Source organism: Mycobacterium sp., from assembly GCF_035499775.1.
Taxonomy (GTDB): Bacteria; Actinomycetota; Actinomycetes; order Mycobacteriales; family Mycobacteriaceae; genus Mycobacterium.
On record NZ_DATJYB010000423.1, the window covers coordinates 1 to 23,327 of the forward strand.

The following is a 23,327-nucleotide window of genomic DNA, read 5'->3' on the forward strand; positions in this document are numbered from 1 at the left end:
GCCACCATCAGACCCGTGGCGATCGCGAGCGCGGCGAAGCCGGGCGCGGCGGGTCGCCACCATCAGACCCGTGGCGATCGCGAGCGCGGCGAAGCCGGGCGCGGCGGGTCGCCACCATCAGACCCGTGGCGATCGCGAGCGCGGCGAAGCCGGGCGCGGCGGGTCGCCACCATCAGACCCTGCCTTACATGACCTTCTGGAACGTCTTGGTTTCGACGCGGCGGGTCATCCGCCAGCCCTCGGGGGTGCGCACGAACTCGTCGTCGTACCACAGGCCGCAGAATAGAATCTGTCCCTTGTCTCCGCCCAGCACCATCGGGTTGAAGCAGATCACCCGCGAGGACGCGGCGTCCCCGTCGATGCGGACCGAGAAGTTGCCGAGCATGTGCGCGTAGATCGGGAAGTTCGGCAGCACCTCCGACAGCCACTTCTTCACCTCGGGATACCGGCCCTCGATCCCGCCGAGGGCGGTGTAGTCGATGTAGGCATCCGGGGTGAACACCTTGTCCAGGTCGTCGAATCGACGCTGGTCAATGGCGGTGGAGTAGTCCACCAGCAGCTGCTGGATCTCCAGGCGGTCGGAAATCTCTTCCAGGCTCAACATGCTTCGATTCAAACATCGCCGGTCCGGCCCAAAACAGGCGTCCCGGGGCCGCGGAAGTTAAACTCTGCGCCCATGCGAAAGCTCGCAGCCGCAGCGCTGCTCGCCGTAATCGCCGTCGGTGCGGGTAACACCGCGATCTCGAAGGCGGACACCGCCATGCAGCCGGTGGGCTCGGTGCCGATCCCCGACGGCCCGGCTCAGACCTGGATCGTGGCCGACCTCGACAGCGGTCAGGTGCTGGCCGGCCGCGACCAGAACATCGCCCACCCGCCCGCGAGCACGATCAAGGTGCTGTTGTCGCTGGTGGTGCTCGACGAGCTGGACCTGAACTCCACCGTCGTCGCCGATGTCGCGGACACCGACGTCGAATGCAACTGCGTCGGCATCAAGCCGGGCCGCACCTACACCGCGCGCCAGCTGCTCGACGGCCTGCTGCTGGTTTCGGGCAACGACGCCGCCAACACGCTGGCACAGATGCTCGGCGGCCAGGACGCCGCCGTCGCCAAGATGAACTCCAAGGCCGCCGCCCTGGGGGCGGTGACCACCCACGCGACCAGCCCGTCCGGCCTGGACGGCCCCGACGGCTCGGGGTGGACGACGGCGCACGACTTGGCCGTCATCTTCCGGGCCGCGATGGCCAACCCGATGTTCGCGCACATCACCGCCGAACCGTCGGCGATGTTCCCCGGCGATCACGGTGACCAGCCCATCGAGAACCAGGATGAGCTGCTGCAGCGCTACCCCGGCGCGATCGGCGGCAAGACCGGGTACACCAGCGCCGCGCGCAAGACGTTCGTCGGCGGGGCCGCCCGCGGTGGCCGCCGGCTGGTGATCGCCATGATGTACGGACTGATCCAGCCCGGCGGACCGACGTATTGGGACCAGGCCGCGAACCTGTTCAACTGGGGCTTCGCGCTCAACCCCCAGTCCAGCATCGGCTCGCTTTAGCTTGCGTTAGGTCAACGACCGGGGCCCGACGGGGCTGTGGTCGGTATCGCGGGGGTGTCTGTGCTGGGGACCGTTCCCGGGTCCGGCAGTTTCACCGCCGGAGGCACCTCTCCGATCCGGCTGGCCACGGTGGGGATCCTGAACACCGCCGCCTTCTGGCCGCACTCGTTGCTTTGCACGGTGGCGGTCAGTTCGCCGGCGAAGTCGCCCCCGGACTTCGGTCGCAGCGACAGCACCTGCGTCGTGGTCTGGGTACGGGCCACGCCGTTTCCCCCGACGCAGGCGAACTCGACGGTCTCCGGGTCAGACAGCCATTGGCCTTCGGCGAAGCGCATGATGACGCCTTGTTCGGTTTTCGCCCGCGCGTGACCGAGGTCGTCGAGCAGCATGCCGACCGCGTTGCATGCCGTCGGCGTGCAGGACGAGCGGAAGGCCCACAAGGTGTTCACATCCGGCGGTTGCGGATCGGGAACATAGTTGAACGTCTGTTTTGACCGTTGCACCTGCAGGCGGTAACTACCGTCGAGCGGAACGGGCGCGGCCGGCGCGGTGGTCTGCGGCGCGATGGCGGCCGGCGGTGTCGTCGACGGGCTCCCTGCCCGGGTGGAGGTCGCCTGGGTGCCACGCCAGATCGCGACGCCGGCCGCCAGCACTCCTACGACCAGCAGAGCCGCCACAATCGTCAGCACCGTCCTGAGCGACCGGCGCCTACGCGGCGGGGCGGCGTCAGCAGGCGTCGCCGCGATCTTGCTTCCCTGGGAAAAGTCGTCCAGGTGCCGCGCCAGCTCCCTGGCCGCCGAGTGCGGCCCCTTGCCGCGCCGGTTCGGTATGCCGCCACTGGATGCGTACTCGGTGTCGGTGATGTCCTCACGGTCGAGCCAGGCGTAAGCGGGATAGTCGAACACCGTCGCCGCCAGGAGAGCCTCGGGACTGCGGTCACCCTGGGAAATGCCGGCCGCGTCGTTGGCCGCGTCGGCGAACTCGAGGCTGCTGGCGAAGCGGTCGGCGGGATTGGCGGCAAGTGCTCTGGAGAACACGCCGTCGAGGCGGGCCAGCTCCGGGCGCTGGTCGCTGAGTCTGGGCGCCGCGCCGTCGCCGGCCGGGTCGGGCGCGGCAGCCGGATCGCCGTGCCTGACCGGCGGCGCGCCGGTCAGCAGATGAAATGCGGTGGCCGCCAACGCGTACTGGTCGGCGCTGCCTTGAATACCGGGGTTATCGGGAGTGTCGGGACCCGTCAACTGTTCGGGCGCGGCGTAGGCGATCGGGCCGGACGGGACGTCGGTTCCGGTGGCAGCACCGAGCTGTGGGGCTATCCCGAAGTCAGACAGCAGAATCCGTTGTTCGCCCTCGTCTCGGCTGGTCAGCAGGATGTTGGCGGGTTTGACATCGCGATGCAGCAACCCGCGCTGATGGGCGTAGTCGAGAGCTTCGGCCACGGCGGTGATGATCGCGAGCACCTCGCCGGCCGGCGATACCGCCGGAAAGCGCTCCGCCATGAGCTGCGCGGCGTTGACCCCCTCGATGTAATCCATCGCCAGCCACAGCTGTCCGTCGGATTCGCCGCGGTCGTGCACCGCAACGATGTGCTGGTGATAGAGGGTCGTGGCGATCGGGGTCTCAGCCTGGAAACGCCGGCGGAATTCGCTGTCCGACGACAACGCCGGCGAGAGAACTTTCAGTGCCACCCAGTGCACCGATTGCGGATCTTGGGCAAGGTAAACCTCACCCGTCACACCCGAACCCAGCCTTCGCGCGACCGTGTAACCGGCCAGAGTCGCGCCGCTGGCCAACGCCATTTCGAGATCCTATCCGCGATGCGCAGGCCGCGCTCGTCCAGCGCCTGCCAAGCGCCTGTTAGTCGGGCCGAAACGTCTTGCCGCGCAGGATCACCAGATCGGGATGGTTGAGCACCCCGGGACCTCCGCGCGGATCCGCCGAGTAGCACACCAGGTCGGCCGACGCCCCGTGTTCCAGACCGGGCCGGCCCAGCCAGCGACGGGCATCCCAGCACGCCGCACCTAACGCCTCGGTCTGGGTCATCCCGATGTGCTTGAGCGCCTCGATCTCGTCGGCGATCCGCCCGTGCGCGATCATGCTGCCGGCGTCGGTGCCGGCGTATACGGGCACACCGGCATCCCGCGCCGCGGCGATCCGCTCGTAGCCGCGCGCATACAGGTCGCGCATGTGCGCCGCGTAGGTCGGGTAGCGCACCGCAGAGTCGGCGATGCCCGGGAAGTTTTCGAGGTTGATCAGCGTGGGGACCAGTGCGGTGCCGTGCTCGAGCATCAGCGCGACGGTGTCGTCGGTCAGGCCGGTGCCGTGCTCGATGCAATCGATGCCGGCCTTGATCAGTCCCGGCAGCGCGTCCTCGCTGAAGACGTGCGCGGTGACCCGTGCGCCGTGGGCGTGTGCGGCGTCGATCGCCGCTTTGAGCACGTCGTCGGACCACAGCGGGGCGAGGTCGCCCACCTGGCGGTCGATCCAGTCGCCGACCAGCTTGATCCAGCCGTCTCCGCGGCGGGCCTCGACGGCGACCGCAGCCGGCAGCTGCGATTCGTCTTCCAGCTCGACGCCGATGCCGGCGATGTAGCGCTTCGGCCTGGCCAGGTGTTTGCCGGCCCGGATGATGCGGGGCAGGTCTTCGTGGTCGTCGAGGCTGCGGGTGTCGCTCGGTGTACCGCAGTCACGCAGCAGCAGTGCGCCGACGTCACGTTCGGTCTCGGCCTGTTCGATCGCCGCGTCGAGTTCGACACCGCCGCCCGCACCGAGCCCGACGTGACAGTGCGCGTCCACCAGGCCTGGCAGGATCCAGCCTCCATCAAAGACGGTGTCGGCGTCGGCAACCCGCTCCGTGCTGATGTGGCCGTCGATGACCCACAGTTCGATCGCTGTTTCGTCCGGGAGCCCCAAACCTCGCACGTGCAGGCGCACGGCGCGGCTACTTTCCGCCTGGTTTGCCTGGGAACTTCAGCTTGGACAGGTCGAAGTCGGCCAGGCCCGGCGGCAGCTCGTTGAGACCTTCGGGCATCTGCGACAGATCGGGGAACCCGGCCGGCATGCCCGGCATACCCGCCCCGAACGGACTCCGCGTTTTCGGCGGCGTGGGACCGCGCGCCCCCTTCTTGCCCTTCTTGCCTTTGGCGCCGCCCTTGCTCTTGCGCGTCGCCGACTTACGACCCAGACCGGGGATGCCCATGCCCCCGAGCATCGACGACATCATCTTGCGGGCTTCGAAGAAGCGGTCCACCAGCTGGTTGACCTCCGACACCGTCACCCCCGAGCCGTTGGCGATACGCAACCGCCGCGACGCGTTGATGATCTTGGGGTCGGCCCGCTCTTGCGGCGTCATCCCGCGGATGATGGCCTGGATCCGGTCGAGCTCACGGTCGTCGAAATCGGCCAGCGCCTCCTTCATCTGGCCGCCGCCGGGCAGCATGCCCAGCAAGTTGCCGATCGGGCCCATCTTGCGCACGGCCTGCATCTGCTCGAGGAAATCCTCCAGGGTCAGCTCGCCGGCACCGATCTTGAGGGCGGCCTCCTCGGCCTGCTGGGCGTCGAAGACCTGCTCGGCCTGCTCGATCAGGCTCAGCACGTCGCCCATGCCCAGGATGCGGCCGGCCATCCGGTCCGGGTGGAAGACGTCGAAGTCGGCCAGCTTCTCCCCGGTGGAAGCGAAAAGGATTGGGACACCGGTCACTTCGCGGACCGACAGCGCGGCGCCACCGCGGGCGTCACCGTCGAGTTTGGTCAGCACCACACCGGTGAAGCCGACGCCGTCGCCGAACGCCCGGGCGGTGGTGACGGCGTCCTGGCCGATCATGGCGTCCAGGACGAACAGCACCTCGTCGGGGTCGATGGCCGCCCGGATGTCGGCGGCCTGGGCCATCAACTCCTCGTCGATGCCCAGCCGTCCGGCGGTGTCGACGATGACGACGTCGAAGTGCTTGGCCCGGGCCTCGGCAAGCCCGGCGGCCGCGACGGCGACGGGGTCGCCGGGGCCGGATTCGGGCGAGGCGCCGGGGTGCGGCGCGAACACCGGCACGCCGGCGCGCTCTCCGACGACCTGCAGCTGGTTGACGGCCGCCGGCCGCTGCAGGTCGCAGGCCACCAGAAGCGGGGTGTGCCCTTGGCCGCGCAGCCAGGCAGCCAATTTGCCGGCCAGCGTGGTCTTACCGGAGCCCTGCAGACCGGCCAGCATCACCACGGTGGGCGGCGTCTTGGCGAACGCCAGCTGGCGGGTCTGGCCGCCGAGGATGCCGATCAGCTCCTCGTTGACGATCTTGACGACCTGTTGCGCCGGGTTGAGTGCACCGGACACCTCGGCGCCGCGGGCGCGTTCTTTGATCCGGTAGACGAATGCGCGCACCACCGGCAGCGAAACGTCGGCTTCAAGCAGTGCAAGCCGGATTTCGCGGGCGGTGGCATCGATATCGGCGTCGGTCAGACGACCTTTGCCGCGCAGCCCCTGCAGGGCACCGGTCAACCGGTCGGACAGCGATTCAAACACGTCCGCAAGCCTAGTGGTTCTGCGGTGTGGCGCGAGCGTGCAGCTAGCTTCACACTCGACGCCGAGTGTGCGACTAACTTCACACTCGCCTGCTTGAACAGGCCGGAAAGCCTTGACGGCCGGTCGTCGGCAACGAAAGGTCGGGCTCATGCTCGAGGTGATCGACAAGGGGTCCTGCACGGACGCGCATCCGGTCCCGCTGCTGTTCGTGCACGGCGGCTGGCACGGCGCGTGGTGCTGGGACGACCACTTCCTGGACTTCTTCGCGAACGCCCGCTACCGCGCCGTCGCGCTGAGCCTGCGTGGCCACGGCACCAGCCCCACAGCCAAGCCGTTGCGGTCGGTGTCCATCGCCGACTACATCGACGACCTACGGTCGGTGGCTGACGACCTGGGTGGCTCGCCGGTGCTGATCGGCCATTCCCTGGGCGGCTTCGTGATCCAGCGCTACCTGGAACAGCACAGCGCCCCGGCCGCGGTGTTGGTGGGCTCCGTGCCGCCGCAGGGCGTGCTGACCCTGGCATTACGGGTGTGGCGCCGCCGACCGTCGATGACGATGAAGGCCTGGGCCGACCCCACGTTGCTGAAATTCCTCGCCACCCCCGCTCACCCGCGAGTACCTGTTCTCCGCCGACACACCCGAGGCCATCGTCGAGTCCTGCATGCGACGCGCCGGAGCCGAGAGCATTCGTGCCGCGATGGCCGATCCGATGGTCCGCCGCGTCAAAACCCGGCGGGTGAACACCCCGGTCCTGGTCCTCGGCGCCGTACGCGACGGATTCGTCAGCCCGGGCGAGGTGCGCGCCACGGCCCGCGCCTACGGGACGGAGCCGGAATTCTTCGACATGGGGCACAACATGATGCTCGAACCCGGCTGGGCCGACGTGGCCGCACGAATCCACGCCTGGCTGCAGACACGCGGCCTGACGAGCTAACTCCACGTTGCCGCTGCGCCGAAAAGCGTTGTCGTGCTACATTTCACAGCCGCAGCCGAACCGGGCTGGCCGCGTCGAGTAAGCAAATACGGGGGGACTGTGTCGGTGCAACCGGTCGGCTGTGGGCCGGCGCGCGCCGAAGGCAGCGGGCCGTTGCGGGGCTGGCAGCGCCGCGCCCTGGTGAAGTACCTGGCCGGCCAGTCGCGCGACTTCCTCGCCGTGGCCACCCCGGGATCCGGCAAGACCACCTTCGCGCTGCGGGTGGCGGCCGAACTGCTCAGGCACCGCGCCGTCGAACAGATCACCGTCGTGGTGCCCACCGAACACCTCAAGATCCAGTGGGCGCAGGCCGCCGCGTCCCAGGGCCTGGCCTTGGACCCGAGATTCTCCAACGCCAACGCCCAGACCTCGCCGCAGTACCACGGCGTGATGGTCACGTACGCCCAGGTCGCGTCACACCCGACGCTGCACCGGGTGCGCACCGAGCAGCGCAAGACCCTGGTCGTGTTCGACGAGATCCACCATGGCGGTGACACCAAGACCTGGGGCGACGCCATCCGCGAAGCCTTCAGCGACGCCAGCCGCCGACTTGCCTTGACGGGCACGCCATTTCGCAGCGATGACAGCCCCATCCCGTTCGTCAGCTACGAACCAGGCCCCGACGGGGCGCTGCGGTCGCAGTCCGACCACACCTACGGCTACGCCGAAGCCCTGGCCGACGGAGTGGTCCGGCCGGTGGTCTTCCTCGCCTACTCCGGCCAGGCGCGCTGGCGGGACAGCGCGGGCGAAGAGCACACGGCGCGACTGGGCGAGCCGCTGTCCGCCGAGCAGACCGCACGGGCGTGGCGCACCGCGCTCGACCCGGCCGGCGAATGGATGCCCGCGGTGATCGCGGCGGCTGATCAACGGCTGAGTCAACTTCGCACCCACGTCCCCGATGCCGGGGGCATGATCATCGCCTCCGACCAGACCGCGGCCCGCGCATACGCCCGCCTGCTGACGACGATCACCGGACAAGCTCCGACGGTGGTGCTGTCTGACGACCCCGGATCCTCTTCGCGCATCAGCGAATTCACGGACAGCACCAGTCGCTGGCTGGTCGCGGTGCGGATGGTCTCTGAAGGCGTCGACGTGCCGCGGCTGTCGGTCGGGATCTACGCCACCAGCGCGTCGACGCCGTTGTACTTCGCACAGGCCATCGGCCGGTTCGTGCGGTCTCGCCGCCCGGGTGAAACCGCGAGCATCTTCGTGCCGTCGGTGCCCAACCTGCTGCAGCTGGCCAGCGAGTTGGAGGCGCAGCGCAACCACGTGCTGGGCGAACCACACCGGCCGCAAGACGATCCCCTCCTCGACGATCCGGCCGTCACGACCCAAACGGAGAAGACCGACCCCGAAAAGGGCTTCATCTCGTTGGGCGCCGACGCCGAACTGGATCAGGTCATCTTCGACGGGTCCTCGTTCGGCACCGCCGCACCCGCCGGAAGCGACGAGGAAGCCGACTACCTCGGTATCCCGGGGCTGCTCGACGCGGAGCAGATGCGCGCCCTGCTGCACCGCCGCCAAGACGAGCAGCTGCGTAAACGCGCCCAGAAGCAACAGGGCGCTCCGGCGGTGCTGACCACCCATGGCCAACTGCGCGAGCTGCGCCGCGAGCTCAACGCGCTCGTGTCGGTAGCCCATCACCGCACCGGCAAACCACACGGTTGGATCCACAGCGAACTGCGCCGCCGCTGTGGCGGGCCGCCGATCGCCGCGGCCACCAGCGAACAGCTCAAGGCGCGCATCGACGCCGTTCGCCGGCTCAACTCCGAGCGGCCTTAGCCAGTCACCGCCGCGTTCAACACGGCCAGCAGGTGTTTGTCCACCATGTCCTGCATGTTTTCGCCGTCGGCCAGCCCGTATAGAGACTCCCCGGGCAGCACCACACAGAACACGTCGGAAGCCGTCGATCCAAAGGTGTTCACCTTCGCCCAGACGATGTCTGCTCGCGCGCGCTCCAGCGCCCGGGTCAGCAGCGCGAGCAGGCCCGGCCGGTCTGCGGCGCGGATTTCGACGATCGGCTGGCCCGGCGTGGCGGTGTCGAACCACAGGATGCGGGGCGGGGCGGTGACACGTGTCACCGGCACCCCCACCTGCACCTCCCCGAACCGGCCGGACGCCCCCGCGGCGGCCTCGCTGTCCCGTTTCTCCAACATGCCCAGCACGTCGATGTCGCCGGCCAGGGCACCGACGAACTGCAACCGCAGCAGGTCGGCCGCGGCCGGGGAACCGAAGTGCGGGGACACCACGAACTCGGTGATCGCAACGCCGTCATAGACGTTCACCGACGCCGAATGCACTCCCAGCGAGTTCAGCGCCAGCACGGCGGCGGCCCTCGACACCAGCCCGCGCTGGTCCGGGGCGACCATCACCACGTGGTACATGCGCTCGCTGTCCCCGGGCTTGACCTCCACATGCACGCCGTGGTCAGCCGCGAGTGAAAGATAGTGGGGCGCAGCCGGATCGGCCTTCGGCAGGGTCTCCCCTGCCATCACCAACCGGCACCGGCGCACCAGGTTCTCGACCAGGGACGCCTTCCAGTCGCTCCATACCCCGGGGCCGGTGGCCTTCGAGTCCGCCTCGGCCAGCGCGTGCAGCAGCTCGAGCAGAACCGCGTCACCGCCCAGCGCCTCGGATACGTACTCGATGGTTTGCGGATCGTTGAGGTCACTTCGAGTGGCCACCACCGGCAGCAGCAGGTGGTAGCGGACCATGTTCGAGAGCGTCTGAATGTCCTGGGGCGCCATCCCCATCCGCTCCCCGATCTGGATGGCCAGCTCGGCGCCCAGCACGCTATGGTCCGCGCCCCGGCCCTTGCCGATATCGTGCAGCAGCGCGCCGAGCGCAAGTAGGTCCGGCCGCGACACCTGGGTGGCCAACGGCGCCGCGTTGAGGGTGGCCTCGACCAGATGACGGTCCACGGTCCATTTGTGGGCAACATCGCGCGGCGGAAGGTCGCGGATCGCGCCCCATTCCGGCAACAGCCGGCCCCACAGCCCGGTGCGGTCGAGCGCTTCGATGGTCGCGACGGCGGTGGGCCCGGAGCTGAGCACCACCAGAAAGTCGTCCAAAGCCTGGTGCGGCCAGGGCGCTTCCAACTCGGCGGCGCTGGCGGCGAGGTGACTCAGCGTAGCGGCGGCGATCGGCACTCCGGTCGAGGCCGACGCCGCAGCCACCCGGAGAATCAGACCGGGATCGCTTTCCGGACGGGCGTCGCGGGCAAGCACGATTTCCCCGACGTATTCGACGACGCCGTCGGCCAACGGGCGGCGTTTCGGACGCCGCACCAGGGCCGACACGCCGCGCCGCGGCAATGCGTTGACCGCGGTCCGCAGTCCGGTCTCCGCCTCGTAGCTGATGGTGCGGGCGGCATGGGACAGCACGCGTGACAGGTCAAATCTGTCACCGAAATGCAGGGCGGCGCTGATGTCGTCGGCGAATTGGGCCAGCAGTATGTCGCCGCCGCGCCCGGATACCCGGTGCAGCTCGGTGCGCACATTGAGCAGCGTCAGGTAGGCATCGTCCAGCGCACCCGCCGGCGTGTCCGGATTGTTCACACCGCGGCGGTCGATCAGCTGAGCGACCGCCAGCGCGTCCAGCAACTGCACGTCGCGCAGGCCGCCGCGCCCCAGTTTCAGGTCGGGCTCGGCGCGGTGCGCGATCCGGAAGCAGCGCTGCCAGCGGGCCTCCGTCATCTCCACGAGTTCGTCCATTCGGGAGCGGATACCGCTGCGCCACTGCCGGCGCACCCCGGAGATCATCTCCGTCGACAACTGCTCGTCGCCGGCGATGTGGCGGGCTTCCAGCATGCCCAGCGCGGCCGTCATGTCGGCATTGGCGGTGGCCAGCGCCTCGCTGACGGTTCGCACGCTGTGGTCGAGCCGAATGTTGGCGTCCCACAGCGGGTACCACAGCTTGTCGGCGACCTCACCCAACACCTTGGCGGGCTTGCCGTCGTGCACCAGGATCAGGTCCAGGTCCGAGTACGGCAGCAGCTCCCGGCGGCCCAGCCCACCGACTCCGACGATCGAGAAGCCGCTGGCAGCGGTGATCCCGATCTCGGCCGCCTTGGCCGTCAGCCAGGACTCGTGTAGCTCCAGCAACGCCTGCCGCAGCTCGGCCGCATCCAGATCATGGTGCCCGTCCGAGAGCAGATCCCGTCGCGCAGCAGCCAAATCGCTTGCCGCGCAAGCACTTCCTGTTACCGTCGGCCTCCAATCGAGATGCGCGGGCCGGGAATCCCCGGCCCGCGCCCGTCCACCCAGATTAGATCAGGGGTGGCCGGCTTCAGCCATTTCGGTCAGAGCGCGTCCGTTCCTCGTTCGCCGGTGCGCACCCGCACAATCGTCTCGACCGGGCTGACCCACACCTTGCCGTCACCGATCTTGCCGGTGCGCGCCGAGCGAACGATGCTGTCGACGACCTTGTCGACGATCGAATCGTCGACAACGACCTCGATGCGAACCTTCGGCACGAAGTCGACCGAGTACTCGGCACCTCGGTAAACCTCGGTGTGGCCCTTCTGCCGCCCATAGCCCTGGATCTCGCTGACCGTCATCCCCAAGACACCGGCGTCTTCCAGGCTGGTCTTGACGTCGTCAAGGGTAAACGGCTTAACGATCGCGGTGATCAGCTTCATGCGTGCTCTGCCTCCACTTTCTCGGCGGCCACCGTTTCCCCCAGCCCGTTGGAGCTGTCGGGCAGGCTGGCTCTGGGAAGAACCGAACCGCTCGCGATTGCGAAATCGTACCCGCTCTCAGCGTGTTCGGCCTCGTCGATGCCCGTCGATTCGCCCTCGTCGCTGAGCCGTAGCCCGATCGTGTACTTCAGGATCAAAGCCAGGATCAGGGTGACCGTGCCAGAGTAGACCAGAACACTGGACGCACCGATCGCTTGGCGTACCAGCTGGTCGACACCGCCGCCGTAGAACAGGCCCTTCGACGTGCCCGTGCCCTGGCTGATGGCGACACTCGCCGGCGCCGCAACCAGACCCACCATCAGGGTGCCCGCGATACCGCCGACCAGGTGAACCCCGACCACGTCGAGCGAGTCGTCGAAACCGAACCTGAACTTCAGCCCGACCGCCAGCGCACACAGCACGCCGGCCACCACGCCGACCGCCAGGGCGCCCCACACGTCGACCGACGAACAGGACGGTGTGATGGCAACCAGTCCGGCGACGATGCCCGACGCCGCTCCCAGCGTCGTCGCGTGCCCGTCGCGGATGCGCTCGGTGACCAGCCAGGCGAGCATGGCCGCCGCCGTCGCGATGGTGGTGGTCATGAATGTCGACCCGGCGGCACCGTTTGCGGTGAGCGCCGATCCGGCGTTGAAGCCATACCAGCCGAACCACAGCAATCCGGCACCGAGCATCACGAACGGCAGGTTGTGCGGACGGAACAGCGTCGTCGGCCAGCCCTTGCGTTTGCCCAGCACGATCGCCAGCATCAAGCCGGCCACACCGGCATTGATATGGACCGCAGTTCCGCCGGCGAAGTCGATCGCGTGCAGCTTGTTGTTGATCCAGCCGCCGTGCTCGGCCGAGTACTTGTCAGCGGCGAAGACCCAGTGCGCGATCGGGAAGTAGACCAGGGTCGCCCACAGCCCGGAGAAGACCACCCAGGCGCTGAACTTCAGCCGGTCGGCCACCGCGCCCGAGATAAGCGCGACGGTGATGATCGCGAACATCAACTGGAACGCCACGAACACGGTGGCCGGCAAGGTGTCCGGCTGGGCACCCACCAACGCGATGTCCGTCGCGGGCGTAGGCGGTGACGTGGTCGCATCCGCGGCGACCGAGTTGCCGCCGATGAGGTGCTTGAGGCCGAAGAACTGCAGCGGGTTGCCCGCCCAGTTGCCCATGTCGTTGCCGAATGCCATCGAATAGCCGTAGAGCACCCACAGCACCGTGACGACACCCATCGCACTGATGCTCATCATGATCATGTTGAGAACGCTTCTGGCGCGCACCATGCCGCCGTAGAAGAACGCCAGACCCGGCGTCATCAACAGCACCAGCGCGGAACTCGCCAACATCCAAGCGGTATCGCCCGCGTTGGGCGCGCCCATTAACGGGTAGCTCACTCGCAATCACCTCCGGTCGGCCCTGAAAGGCCGTCAGACACCTGCCTGATGACCTGATCCAGAACCTTGCGCAATGGTTGTTTCGGCAATACAGCCACCATGTTTCGTAGGTATTAACGTCGGCCCTGGAGGTGTCTGGAGGGGTGAAGACTTCAGCCCAGCAGCGCATCTACGAAGGCCGCGGGCTCAAACGGCGCCAGATCGTCGGGCCCTTCACCGAGCCCGACCAGCTTCACCGGCACCCCAAGCTCTTGCTGGACGCGGAAAACGATGCCGCCCTTGGCCGTTCCGTCCAGCTTGGTCAGCACCGCGCCGGTGATCTCGACGACGTCGGCGAATACCCGGGCCTGCGCCAGCCCGTTCTGGCCGATGGTGGCGTCGAGCACCAGCAAAACCTCATCAACAGCCGCGCGGCGGCTCACTACCCGCTTGACCTTGCCGAGTTCGTCCATCAATCCCACCTTGGTGTGCAACCGCCCGGCGGTGTCGATGACTACGACGTCGGCTCCCGCCGCGACGCCCTTGTCCACGGCGTCGAACGCCACCGATGCCGGGTCAGCGCCTTCGGCGCCGGTCACTACCTCCGCGCCCACCCTCGACGCCCAGGTCTTGAGCTGGTCTGCCGCCGCGGCCCGGAAGGTGTCGGCCGCGCCCAGCACGACGCGGCGGCCGTCGGCCACCAGCACCCGCGCCAACTTGCCGACCGTGGTGGTTTTTCCGGTGCCGTTCACCCCGACGACCAGCAGCACCGAGGGATGGTCGGCATGTGGCAGTGCCCGTATCGAGCGGTCCATGCCGGGTTGCAGCTCGTTGATCAGCACGTCGCGCAGCACGGCGCGGGCGTCGGCTTCGGTACGCACATTGCTGCTGGCCAACCGGCTGCGCAGCTGCGACACCACGGATTCGGTGGCCACCGGGCCCAGATCGGCGACCAGCAGGGTGTCTTCGACGTCCTGCCAAGACTCCTCGTCCAGATCGCCGCCGCCGATCAGGCCCAGCATGCTGCGGCCGAGGGCGTTCTGCGATTTGGCGAGGCGTCCGCGCAGGCGTTCCAACCGCCCTTCGGGCGGCGCGATGGCCTCAATCTCGGCAGCCTCTGGGGCCTCTGGGGGGGCCGGGGGGGCCGGGGCCTCTGGGGGGGCCGCTACCGGTGGCGCTGCGGCGACCGGTGGTGTGACGATCTTGGGTTCGGGCTCAAATTCGGGAAGCGGTACCTCGGAGATAGTGCGCTTCGGCGCGTCGCGCGGAATGGTCGCGTCGTCGCCGACGGCGGGCAGCCCGGTGGTGTCGATCCGGTCGAGCTCAACAGGTGGGGCCGTCTGGCTGAAGGTGATGCCCGAGGACGCCTTGTAGCCGCCGGAGCGGTCGATCGATTCAGGTTGTGGCTGGCTCGACAGGCTGATCCGGCGCCGACGGTAGCGCACCAGGCCCAGGACCAGCGCGGCGATGATGAGCAGGGCGGCGACGACCGCGATGGCGATCCACAGACCTTGCGACACGCTGACAATCCTTCCAGCCGTGGGTCACCTGACGCTCAGGGGGCTGAGAGCAGTCAATAGCCCGCATTGGGTGTCCCTGGACGTTGAGTGTGATTCCTGGGCGGCAAAATCGATCCACCGCCCTACATGCACGCGCAAAGCCCTGAGTACACAGCCAACGCCGTCGATGACACACTCGCGTGCCGCGCCTAACTAATTAGAGGTCGACGCCAACTGATCTACCTGCTGACCGCGCATCCGCTGCGAGATCACCGCGGTGATGCCGTCGCCCTGCATGGTCACGCCATAGAGCGCGTCGGCCACTTCCATCGTCGGCTTCTGGTGGGTGATGATGAGTAGCTGCGATTGCATGCGCAGCTGCTCGAACAAGCCCAGCAGCCGGCGCAGGTTTATGTCGTCGAGGGCGGCCTCCACCTCGTCCATGATGTAGAACGGCGACGGGCGGGCCCGGAAGATGGCCACCAGCATCGCAACCGCGGTCAGCGCCTTCTCCCCGCCCGACAGCAAAGACAGCCGGGTGACCTTCTTGCCCGGCGGCCGCGCCTCCACCTCGATACCGGTGGTGAGCATGTCATCCGGGTCGGTCAACCGCAGCCGGCCCTCCCCGCCGGGGAACAGCGAGGCGAACACGCCCTGGAATTCGCGCTCCACGTCGGTGAAGGCGTCGCTGAACACCTGCAGGATGCGGGCGTCGACATCGGCCACCACGTCGAGGAGATCCTTGCGTGCGGCCTTGACATCTTCGAGTTGGGTGGACAGGAAGTTGTAGCGCTCCTCCAGTGCAGCAAATTCCTCCAGGGCGAGCGGATTGACCCTGCCCAGCTCGGCCAGCTCGCGCTCGGCGCGTTTGGCCCGCCGCTCCTGGGTGGGCCGGTCGAACGGCATCGGGGCCGGGGCGACCACCTGCTCGCCACGCTCCCGCGCCTGCTCGAATTCGGCCATCTCGAGTTCGCTCGGCGGCAGCGCGGCCTGCGGACCGTACTCGGCGATCAGGTCGTCCGGCGCCATCCCGAACTGTTCCAGCACCATTTGCTCGAGCTGCTCGATTCGCAGTGCCGCCTGGGCGTTGGCCACCTCGTCGCGGTGCAGCGAATCGGTGAGCTTGGCCAGCCGGGCGTTCAAGGTGTTCACCTCGCCGCGGACCGCCACCAGCGCCTCCGACCGTTGCCGACGTTCTGCGGTGAGCGCGTCGCGCATCACCGACGCCGCCTCGACCACCTGGTTCAACCGCGACGCAAGCAGCCGCCCGGCGTCGGCCACCGCCGCGGCCACTGCGGCCGCGTGCAGCCGGGCGGCGTGCGCCTGCTGGGCCCGCAACCGCGCCTCACGTTCGGCGGCGGCCGCGCGGCGCAGCGAATCCGCCCGTCCGCGTACCGCGTTGGCGCGTTCCTCGGCCGTCCGCACCGCCAGCCGGGCCTCGACTTCGACACCACGGGCGCTTTCGGCGGTGGCGGCGATCTGTTGCCGGTCGACCGGTTCGGTCTCGTGAACTTGCTGGATGGCTTCGGCGTTGCGCAGCCGTGTCTCGAGTTGGACGGCCTCGTCGAGGGTCTGAGCGCGCCCGGCCTCCAACTCCTCGCGCTGCCGCAGCAACCTGCTGCATTCCTCGTCGGCCGCGCGCGCGTCCTGACCGAGCCGGCCCAGCTGCTCATACATCGCCGAGATCGTGGTGTCCGACTCGTTGAGCGCGGCCAATGCCTGGTCGGCGGAGTTCTGCCGAGCGGTCTGCTCCGCCAGAGCGCCGGACAATGCCGCGGTCAGCTGAGCCACCCGCACCTCGGCGCTGACCAGCTCGCCGCCGGCCTTATCGATCTCCGAGGTGACTTCCAGCGTGGACAGCTTGCGGTCCGAACCGCCGCTCACCCAGCCGGCGCCCACCAGATCGCCGTCGACCGTGGCCACGCGCAGTCGCGGGCGAACCGCCACCAGATCCAGCGCTTCGGCCAGGTCACCGACCACCGCGACAGCGGAAAGCATGGCGACCATCGCGCCGCGCAGCCGCGGCGGCGCCTCGATCAAGTCCAACGCCCACAACGCGCCGCCGGGCAGTTCGCCGGCCCGAGGTTCCTCCGGGACCGGCCAGTCGCCCAACACCAGCGCCGCGCGGCCCGCGTCGGCTTCCTTGAGCGCGGCGACCGCGAGTCGGGCCGCGCCCAGGCTGTCGGCGGCCAGGGCGTCGGCCGCCGATCCGAGCACCGCGGCCAGCGCCGCCTCATAGCCGGGCCGCACCTTCACCAACTTGGCAATCGGCCCGAAAAGCCCGGCGCCGCTGTGGTTCGCAGCGAGCCACGCCGCACCGTCCTTGCGCTCCAGCCCGACCGACAACGCGTCGATGCGGGCCCGCAGCGAGGCCACCTCACGTTCGGCGGCCCGCTCGGCGGCTTGCAATTCGGCGACGCGCTCGTCAGCCGACCGCAGCGCGGCCACGGTGCGCTCGTGGTGCTCGTCGAGGCCGGCTTCGCCCTGGTCGAGTTCGCCGACCCGGCCCTGCACGGTCTCGAATTCCGCCAGGGTCTGCTGTGCGCGGGCGGCCGCCTCCTCGATGCGCTGGGACAATTGCGCGACGCTGTCGTCGATCGATTCGACGCGTGCCCGCATGGTCTCGGCCTGGCCGGCCAGCCGCGCCAGCCCCTCACGCCGGTCCGCCTCGGCTCGCACCGCCGCCAGATGGGCCCGATCCGCCTCGGCGGCGCGGGCCTCGCGGTCGGCCAAGTCCGCCCGGGCGGCGTCCAGCCGGGTGCGCGCCCCGGCCAGCTCCGCCAGCAGGCGCTGCTCGGCGACCTCAACCTGGTGGGCCTCGGCCTCGAGTGCGTCCGGGTCGGTGTCGCTGCTCGTCACCGGCTCGACATCGAGGTGCTGCGCGCGTTCGCTGGCGATGCGCACGGTCGCGCCCACCCGTTCGGCCAGGGCGGACAGCCCGAACCAGGTGTGTTGCACGGACTCGGCCCGTCCCGAGAGCTCGGAAAGCACGCCCTCATGTGCGGCCAGCTCTTGAGACGCCACCGTCAGCCGGGCGGCGACCTCGTCGTGCTCGCGGCGCATCGCCTCCTCGGCCTCGAAGATCGCGTCCCGCTCGGCCTGCCGGCTGACCAGGTCATCGGCGGCCAGCCGCAGCCGCGCGTCGCGCAGATCGGCCTGGATGGTCTGGGCGCGGCGCGCCACTTCGGCCTGCCGGCCCAGCGGTTTGAGCTGGCGTCGCAGTTCGGTGGTCAGGTCGCCGAGCCGGGCCAGGTTCGCCGACATCGCATCGAGTTTGCGGAGCGCCTTTTCCTTGCGCTTGCGGTGCTTGAGCACGCCGGCGGCTTCTTCGATGAACGCCCGACGGTCCTCGGGCCGCGACTGCAGGATTTCTTCGAGCTTGCCCTGCCCGACGATCACGTGCATCTCGCGGCCGATGCCGGAGTCGCTCAGTAGCTCCTGAACATCCATCAAACGGCAACTGCTGCCGTTGATTTCGTATTCACTGGCACCGTCGCGAAACATCCGCCGCGTGATGGAGACCTCGGAGTACTCGATGGGCAGCGCGTTGTCGGAGTTGTCGATGGTGACCGTGACCTCGGCGCGGCCCAGCGGCGCGCGCGACGAGGTGCCCGCGAAGATGACGTCCTCCATCTTCCCGCCCCGCAGCGTCTTTGCTCCCTGCTCCCCCATCACCCACGCCAGGGCGTCAACCACGTTGGATTTGCCCGAGCCGTTGGGGCCGACGACGGCGGTAATGCCCGGCTCGAAGCGCAGAGTCGTCGGCGATGCGAAGGATTTGAAACCCTTCAGCGTCAGACTCTTGAGGTACACGACCCGCCAGACTACCGCTCGATTGCCCGCCTCCCCGTCACGGCGCTTGCGTGCCGTGCATCATCGCCGGACTGCAGCTAGCGCTCCACGAAGCCGCTGAACCGCTCCTGTGGCTGCGACCAATCGGCGACCACCTCGTCGACGTGACCGGGGGTGGCGCCGCCTTGCAGCAGCTGCAGCAGTTTCTCGCCGGATTCGCGCGACCCCTGGGCGATCACCAGCACCCGGCCATCCGCCTGGTTGGCGGCGTAACCGGTGAGACCCAGCTCCAACGCCCGGCACCGGGTCCACCAGCGGAAACCGACGCCCTGGACCCACCCGCGCACCCACGCGGTGAGCCGAACGTCAGGATCCGACATCGTTGACCTCGAAGGTGACGGTGGTTCCCGATTTCAGCGTGCGCCCCACCGTGCAGACCAGGTCAATGGCCCGATTCACGACCACCACCAGCCGGTCCTTTTCGTCCGTGGACAACCTCGTTAGGTCGAGTTCGAGGCTTTCCTGCAGCAGCGGGTAGCGCTCCTGGTCACGGTCGGGCGGACCGGACACCCGCACCACCGCCCGGTAGTCCTGGCCGAGCCGATGGGCCAACGGCTGGTCGCTGGACATCCCGCTGCACGCGGCCAGTGCGATCTTCAGCAGCTCGCCAGGAGTGAACACGCCCTCGACGTCCTCGGAGCCGACGAATACCTGCGCGCCTCGGGAGCTATGACCCGTATAGCGGCGCGTTCCGGTGCGTTCGACCCACAGTTCCGTCATAGGTCCTTTTTTACCGGTTCGGCTCATCGCCGGGGCCGCGGCTGACACCTCGGGCAATAGAACGACGAGCGGTTCATGAACTTCTCGCGGCGCATCACCGCGCCACACCGCCGGCAGGGTTCGCCTTCGCGGCCGTAGGCATCCAGCGACCGGTCGAAGTAACCCGACTCGCCGTTGACGTTGACATACAGCGAATCAAACGACGTCCCGCCCTTGGCCAGCGCCTCGCGCATCACCTCGTCGGCCGCATCGAGGACGGCGGCCAACTGCCGGCGGCTCAGGGTGGCGGCGACCCGCGCGCCGTGCACCTTCGCCCGCCACAGCGCTTCATCGGCATAGATGTTGCCGATCCCCGACACCACCTGCTGATCGAGAAGCTGTCGCTTGAGCTCGGAATGCTTGCGCCGCAACACTTTTATCACCGCGTCGGCATCGAACCGGGGGTCCAGCGGATCCCGCGCCAGGTGCGCGACCGGCGCCGGCACCAGGCTGCCGTCCACCGTCACCAGGTCTGCGAGCAGCCAGCCGCCGAAGGTCCGTTGGTCGGCGAAGCTCAGCACGGTTCCGTCGTCGAGCAGCGCGGAGATCCGGACGTGATCGGCGCGCGGGACGGTTCCCAGCAACATCTGCCCGCTCATCCCGAGGTGCACCACCAGCGCGGTGTCAGCATCCAGCAGCAGCCACAGGTACTTGCCGCGCCGATCGGTTCCGTCGATCCGCGCACCCAGCAACCGGGCCGTGAGGTCGGCCGGCCCGGCCTCGTGGCGGCGCACCGCGCGAGGATGGTGCACTCGCACCGCGGTGATCGTCTTGCCCACCACGTGGGCCTCGAGGCCGCGCCGGACCACCTCGACTTCAGGCAGTTCGGGCATTCAGTGATGATCGCAAGCGCGGCGGAGCCGGGCGCAGCGGGTCATCACCATCGAGTCAGTGATGATCGCAAGCGCGGCGGAGCCGGGCGCAGCGGGTCATCACCATCGACTTAAACGGAGGTTTTCCCCGCGGGGTCGCGCACGTCCAGCGCTTCCAGCGCGGTCCAGGCCGCTGACGCCGCTTTTTGCTCGGCTTCCTTCTTGGAGCGGCCCAGACCCGACCCGTATTCGGTCTCCATCACGACGACCACCGCGGTGAATTCCTTGTCGTGGTCCGGGCCGGTCGAGGTGACGACGTAGGACGGCGCGCCCAGGCTGCGTGCCGCGGTCAGCTCCTGCAAGCTGGTCTTCCAGTCCAGCCCGGCGCCCAGCGTGGGCGCCGCGTCCAGCAGCGCTCCGAACAAGCGCAGGATCACCTCGCGGGCCACCTCGATGCCGTGATGCAGGTAGATGGCGCCCAGCAGCGATTCCATCCCGTCGGCCAGGATGCTGGACTTGTCGGCTCCGCCGGTGTTCGCCTCGCCGCGCCCCAACAGGATGTGGACGCCGAGGCCGCCGTCGGTCAAGTTTCGCGCGACGTCGGCCAGCGCCTGGGTGTTGACCACGCTGGCCCGCAGCTTGGCGAGGTCCCCTTCGGAACGGTCGGGATGACGATGGAACAGCTCGTCGGTGATGGTCAGGCCCAGTACGGCGTCGCCGAGGAACTCCAGCCGCTCGTTGGTCGGGAGCCCGCCGTGCTCGTAGGCATAGCTGCGGTGGGTCAACGCCAGCAAGACCAGCTCTTCAGGCAGTTCGACGCCGAGCGCGTCGAGCAGAACTTGTCGGGACCGGGTCACCGCTCAGTCCGCCTGGTCTCGGGCCCCTCCGCGTCGAGCAGTCCCGCCAACTTGGCCCACCGCGGGTCGATGCGGTCATGGTGATGGCCAGGCTCGGTGGCCAGCGCAACACCGCATTCCGGACATAGTCCAGGGCAGTCCGGCCGGCATACCGGCGAGAACGGAAGTTCCAGCCCGACGGCGTCGATGACGGACTGCTCGAGGTCGACCGTGTCGCCGACGACGCGACCCACTTCGTCTTCGTCGGTGGTCGCCTCGGTGGCGCTGTTCGGATACGCGAAGAGTTCGGTCAACGCCACCTGTACGCGTCCCTGCAGACTGCCCAGGCAACGGGCGCACTCTCCGACAGTCGGGGCGGCCACCGTCCCGGTCACCAACACGCCCTCGGACACTGACTCCACACGCAAATCCAGTTCCAGCGGCGCACCCCGCTCGATCGCGATCATCTCCAGCCCGATGCGCGCCGGGCTTGGGATGGTTTCGCGCAGGGTGAAGATCCCTCCCGGACGCCTGCCCAGTCGCGTGATGTCGACCACCATCGGCGAGGTGGGATGCCGCTGCGCTGTGGTGCTGTGCTGGCGCGCCATAGGAGAAATCCTACGGCGCTCGCCGCGGAGCGCTAGGGCCCCTTCATGGTCTTGGGGTGTCGGCCAACGCGGCGAACAGCCCCCAGTCAGGCCCGGTAACGCGGTTAACGTGTCGCGTAGTCGTGGGTACCGGCCGCCGTGCGGAGCTGGTGGCGACCGCGGCTGACGGAACGGATCGTGCCGTTGAGGAACTCCTCGAACTCGGCAAGCTTGTTGTCTACGTAGATGTCGCATTCACCGCGCAGCCTGTCCGCTTCGGCGTGCGCCGTGTCGATGAGGCGGGTGGATTCCGCGTTGGCAGACTGCACCACCTCGTTCTGCGACACCAGTCGCTGCTGCTCCTTGATGCCCTCTTGCACGGCCTTCTCGTAGGAGATGTTGCCGTTTTCGATCAACCGGTCGGCTTCGGCTTTGGCGCGGCTGACGCCGGCCTCGTAGTCGCGTTTGGCCGCGGTCGCCAGCCGAATCGCCTCCTCACGAGCCTCACCGACCATCCGCTCGCTGTGCTGGCGGGCCTCGGCCACCATGCGGTCGGCCTGGGATTTCGCGTCGGAGAGGATCCGGTCCGCCTCCGCACGCGCGTGGTTGACCATCGACTCCGACTCGGTGGTCGCCGTGGACACCATGGAGTCGGCGTGTGACTTCGCGTCATGGAGCATCGAATCGCGCGCGTCGAGCACATCCTGGGCGTCGTCCAGCTCGGCGGGGATCGCATCCTTGATGTCGTCGATCAGCTCGAGGACATCACCGCGGGGCACCACGCACCCCGCCGTCATCGGCACGCCACGGGCTTCTTCGACAATGGCGCTCAATTCATCGAGCGCTTCAAAGACTCGGTACACGGCGATACCCTCCTGGCGTTTTGCAAAGATCCTGTTGTTACCAGTGTGCCTGGTGTTACGTCTGTGACTGTGGTGGCGAGGCCGGTGTGTCGGACCTTTTCATTTTTCCCCAGGCACGCAGGCAGACTTCCATCCACTTCTACCCACTTAGCACCGCTACAGGGTATCCCCGGGCATCGCAGCACGTCCCGGTGGCCGCGACATTCCCGCGGCACTCATGGGCCATTCATGGCCTGCTGCGGGCCACGGTATGCTGACGCGGTGAACGGGCGCTCGAACAACAAAAGTGATGAAAACCCAACCGCCCCCACGCTGTACATCTTCCCGCATGCAGGTGGAACCGCGACATTTTATGTCCCGTTTTCGCGAGAGTTTTCCTCCGACCTGAAGCGCATCGCTGTCCAGTATCCCGGACAGCGCGACGGGTACGGCCTGCCGCCGCTGGCCAGCATTCCCGCCCTGGCCGACGAAATCTTCGCGATGATGAAGCCAACGGCCCGGATTGAGGATCCGGTCGTTTTCTTTGGTCACAGCATGGGCGGGCTGCTCGCTTTCGAAGTAGCGTTGAGATTCCAATCGGCGGGACATCGACTCGTCGCCCTCTTCTTGTCGGCCTGTTCCGCCCCGGGCCATATCCGATACAAGCAAATCCAGGGATTTTCAGATAACGACATGCTGGACCTGGTCGCCAAAATGACCGGTACGAATCCGGATTTCTTCGCGGACGAAGAGTTTCGGGTCGGGGTGTTACCCACATTGCGAGCCGCCCGTGCCATTGCCGGTTATAACTGCCCACCAGAGACGACGGTGTCGTGCCCGATTTACGCATTCGTCGGGGATAAGGATTGGATTGCAACCCCAGACGATATGGCGCCGTGGCGCGAGCGGACAACTGAGGAATTTGCGATCCGCGTATTTCCGGGGGATCATTTCTACCTCAACAACAACTTGGCGGACCTTGTCGGAGATATTGAGGACAAAACGCTCGAATTGTGCGCCCGGGCTTAGCTAAGTCGCCGATCG

Annotated in this window: 18 protein-coding genes and 1 pseudogene; 4 read left to right on the forward strand and 15 right to left on the reverse strand. The window is 68.1% G+C overall.

Annotated features, from left to right (window positions below; all coding sequences use genetic code 11):
* Positions 1 to 184 precede the first annotated feature (184 nt).
* Complete coding sequence (locus VML93_RS26180) at positions 185 to 604, reverse strand: nuclear transport factor 2 family protein (RefSeq protein ID WP_325615179.1); 420 nt, start codon at positions 602 to 604, stop codon at positions 185 to 187.
* 72 nt (positions 605 to 676) lie between these two features.
* Here VML93_RS26180 and VML93_RS26185 point away from each other — a divergent pair, with 72 nt between their 5' ends.
* Positions 677 to 1,552, forward strand: a complete 876-nt coding sequence (locus VML93_RS26185) for a D-alanyl-D-alanine carboxypeptidase family protein (protein ID WP_325615180.1) — start codon at positions 677 to 679, stop codon at positions 1,550 to 1,552.
* Between the two features lie 11 nt (positions 1,553 to 1,563).
* Here VML93_RS26185 and VML93_RS26190 read toward each other — a convergent pair whose 3' ends face one another.
* The 3 genes from VML93_RS26190 to ffh are packed head-to-tail and all read right to left on the reverse strand — an operon-like array spanning position 1,564 to position 6,059.
* Positions 1,564 to 3,348 carry a serine/threonine-protein kinase gene (locus VML93_RS26190; protein ID WP_325615181.1) on the reverse strand — a complete coding sequence of 595 codons (1,785 nt, stop codon included), beginning with the start codon at positions 3,346 to 3,348 and terminating at the stop codon, positions 1,564 to 1,566.
* A gap of 58 nt (positions 3,349 to 3,406) precedes the next feature.
* Positions 3,407 to 4,483: an amidohydrolase family protein gene (locus VML93_RS26195; protein WP_325615182.1), complete on the reverse strand. Its 1,077-nt coding sequence runs from the start codon at positions 4,481 to 4,483 to the stop codon at positions 3,407 to 3,409.
* A gap of 7 nt (positions 4,484 to 4,490) precedes the next feature.
* Positions 4,491 to 6,059 (reverse strand): signal recognition particle protein, encoded by a 1,569-nt coding sequence (gene ffh, locus VML93_RS26200; protein ID WP_325615183.1) that lies wholly within the window; start codon positions 6,057 to 6,059, stop codon positions 4,491 to 4,493.
* Positions 6,060 to 6,207: 148 nt separating this feature from the next.
* Between ffh and VML93_RS26205 the strand changes: the two are divergent.
* Together VML93_RS26205 and VML93_RS26210 are read left to right on the forward strand one after the other, a co-directional pair.
* Positions 6,208 to 6,994: pseudogene (locus VML93_RS26205) on the forward strand (alpha/beta hydrolase).
* Between the two features lie 99 nt (positions 6,995 to 7,093).
* Entirely contained in the window at positions 7,094 to 8,815 is a 1,722-nt protein-coding gene (locus VML93_RS26210; RefSeq protein ID WP_414686447.1) for a DEAD/DEAH box helicase, read from the forward strand.
* Here the strand turns inward: VML93_RS26210 and VML93_RS26215 are convergent.
* From VML93_RS26215 to sepIVA, 11 genes are all read right to left on the reverse strand, one after another.
* Positions 8,812 to 11,298 (reverse strand): [protein-PII] uridylyltransferase, encoded by a 2,487-nt coding sequence (locus tag VML93_RS26215; protein WP_414686448.1) that lies wholly within the window; start codon positions 11,296 to 11,298, stop codon positions 8,812 to 8,814. The genes VML93_RS26210 and VML93_RS26215 overlap by 4 nt on opposite strands.
* A gap of 35 nt (positions 11,299 to 11,333) precedes the next feature.
* The gene (gene glnB / locus VML93_RS26220; protein ID WP_325615184.1) at positions 11,334 to 11,672 is read right to left on the reverse strand and encodes a nitrogen regulatory protein P-II; all 339 of its coding nucleotides are present in this window, start codon (positions 11,670 to 11,672) and stop codon (positions 11,334 to 11,336) included.
* A complete protein-coding gene (locus VML93_RS26225) occupies positions 11,669 to 13,102 on the reverse strand; it encodes an ammonium transporter (RefSeq protein ID WP_325615199.1) in 1,434 nt (477 codons plus the stop codon). The genes glnB and VML93_RS26225 overlap by 4 nt, the downstream gene beginning before the upstream one ends.
* Positions 13,103 to 13,269: 167 nt before the next feature.
* Positions 13,270 to 14,616, reverse strand: a complete 1,347-nt coding sequence (ftsY, locus tag VML93_RS26230; RefSeq protein WP_325615185.1) for a signal recognition particle-docking protein FtsY — start codon at positions 14,614 to 14,616, stop codon at positions 13,270 to 13,272.
* 192 nt (positions 14,617 to 14,808) lie between these two features.
* Entirely contained in the window at positions 14,809 to 18,408 is a 3,600-nt protein-coding gene (smc, locus tag VML93_RS26235) for a chromosome segregation protein SMC (RefSeq protein ID WP_325615186.1), read from the reverse strand.
* A gap of 77 nt (positions 18,409 to 18,485) precedes the next feature.
* Complete coding sequence (locus VML93_RS26240) at positions 18,486 to 18,767, reverse strand: acylphosphatase (RefSeq protein WP_325615187.1); 282 nt, start codon at positions 18,765 to 18,767, stop codon at positions 18,486 to 18,488.
* Positions 18,754 to 19,167: an OsmC family protein gene (locus VML93_RS26245; protein WP_325615188.1), complete on the reverse strand. Its 414-nt coding sequence runs from the start codon at positions 19,165 to 19,167 to the stop codon at positions 18,754 to 18,756. The genes VML93_RS26240 and VML93_RS26245 overlap by 14 nt, the downstream gene beginning before the upstream one ends.
* A gap of 23 nt (positions 19,168 to 19,190) precedes the next feature.
* Positions 19,191 to 20,039 carry a DNA-formamidopyrimidine glycosylase gene (gene mutM, locus VML93_RS26250; RefSeq protein WP_325615189.1) on the reverse strand — a complete coding sequence of 283 codons (849 nt, stop codon included), beginning with the start codon at positions 20,037 to 20,039 and terminating at the stop codon, positions 19,191 to 19,193.
* Between the two features lie 110 nt (positions 20,040 to 20,149).
* On the reverse strand, positions 20,150 to 20,875 hold the full coding sequence (gene rnc, locus VML93_RS26255; protein ID WP_325615190.1) for a ribonuclease III: 726 nt from the start codon (positions 20,873 to 20,875) through the stop codon (positions 20,150 to 20,152).
* A complete protein-coding gene (locus VML93_RS26260; protein WP_325615191.1) occupies positions 20,872 to 21,462 on the reverse strand; it encodes a DUF177 domain-containing protein in 591 nt (196 codons plus the stop codon). The genes rnc and VML93_RS26260 overlap by 4 nt, the downstream gene beginning before the upstream one ends.
* Positions 21,463 to 21,566: 104 nt before the next feature.
* Complete coding sequence (gene sepIVA, locus VML93_RS26265) at positions 21,567 to 22,304, reverse strand: cell division protein SepIVA (protein ID WP_325615192.1); 738 nt, start codon at positions 22,302 to 22,304, stop codon at positions 21,567 to 21,569.
* Positions 22,305 to 22,532: 228 nt separating this feature from the next.
* Here sepIVA and VML93_RS26270 point away from each other — a divergent pair, with 228 nt between their 5' ends.
* The gene (locus tag VML93_RS26270; RefSeq protein WP_325615193.1) at positions 22,533 to 23,312 is read left to right on the forward strand and encodes a thioesterase II family protein; all 780 of its coding nucleotides are present in this window, start codon (positions 22,533 to 22,535) and stop codon (positions 23,310 to 23,312) included.
* Positions 23,313 to 23,327 lie beyond the last annotated feature (15 nt).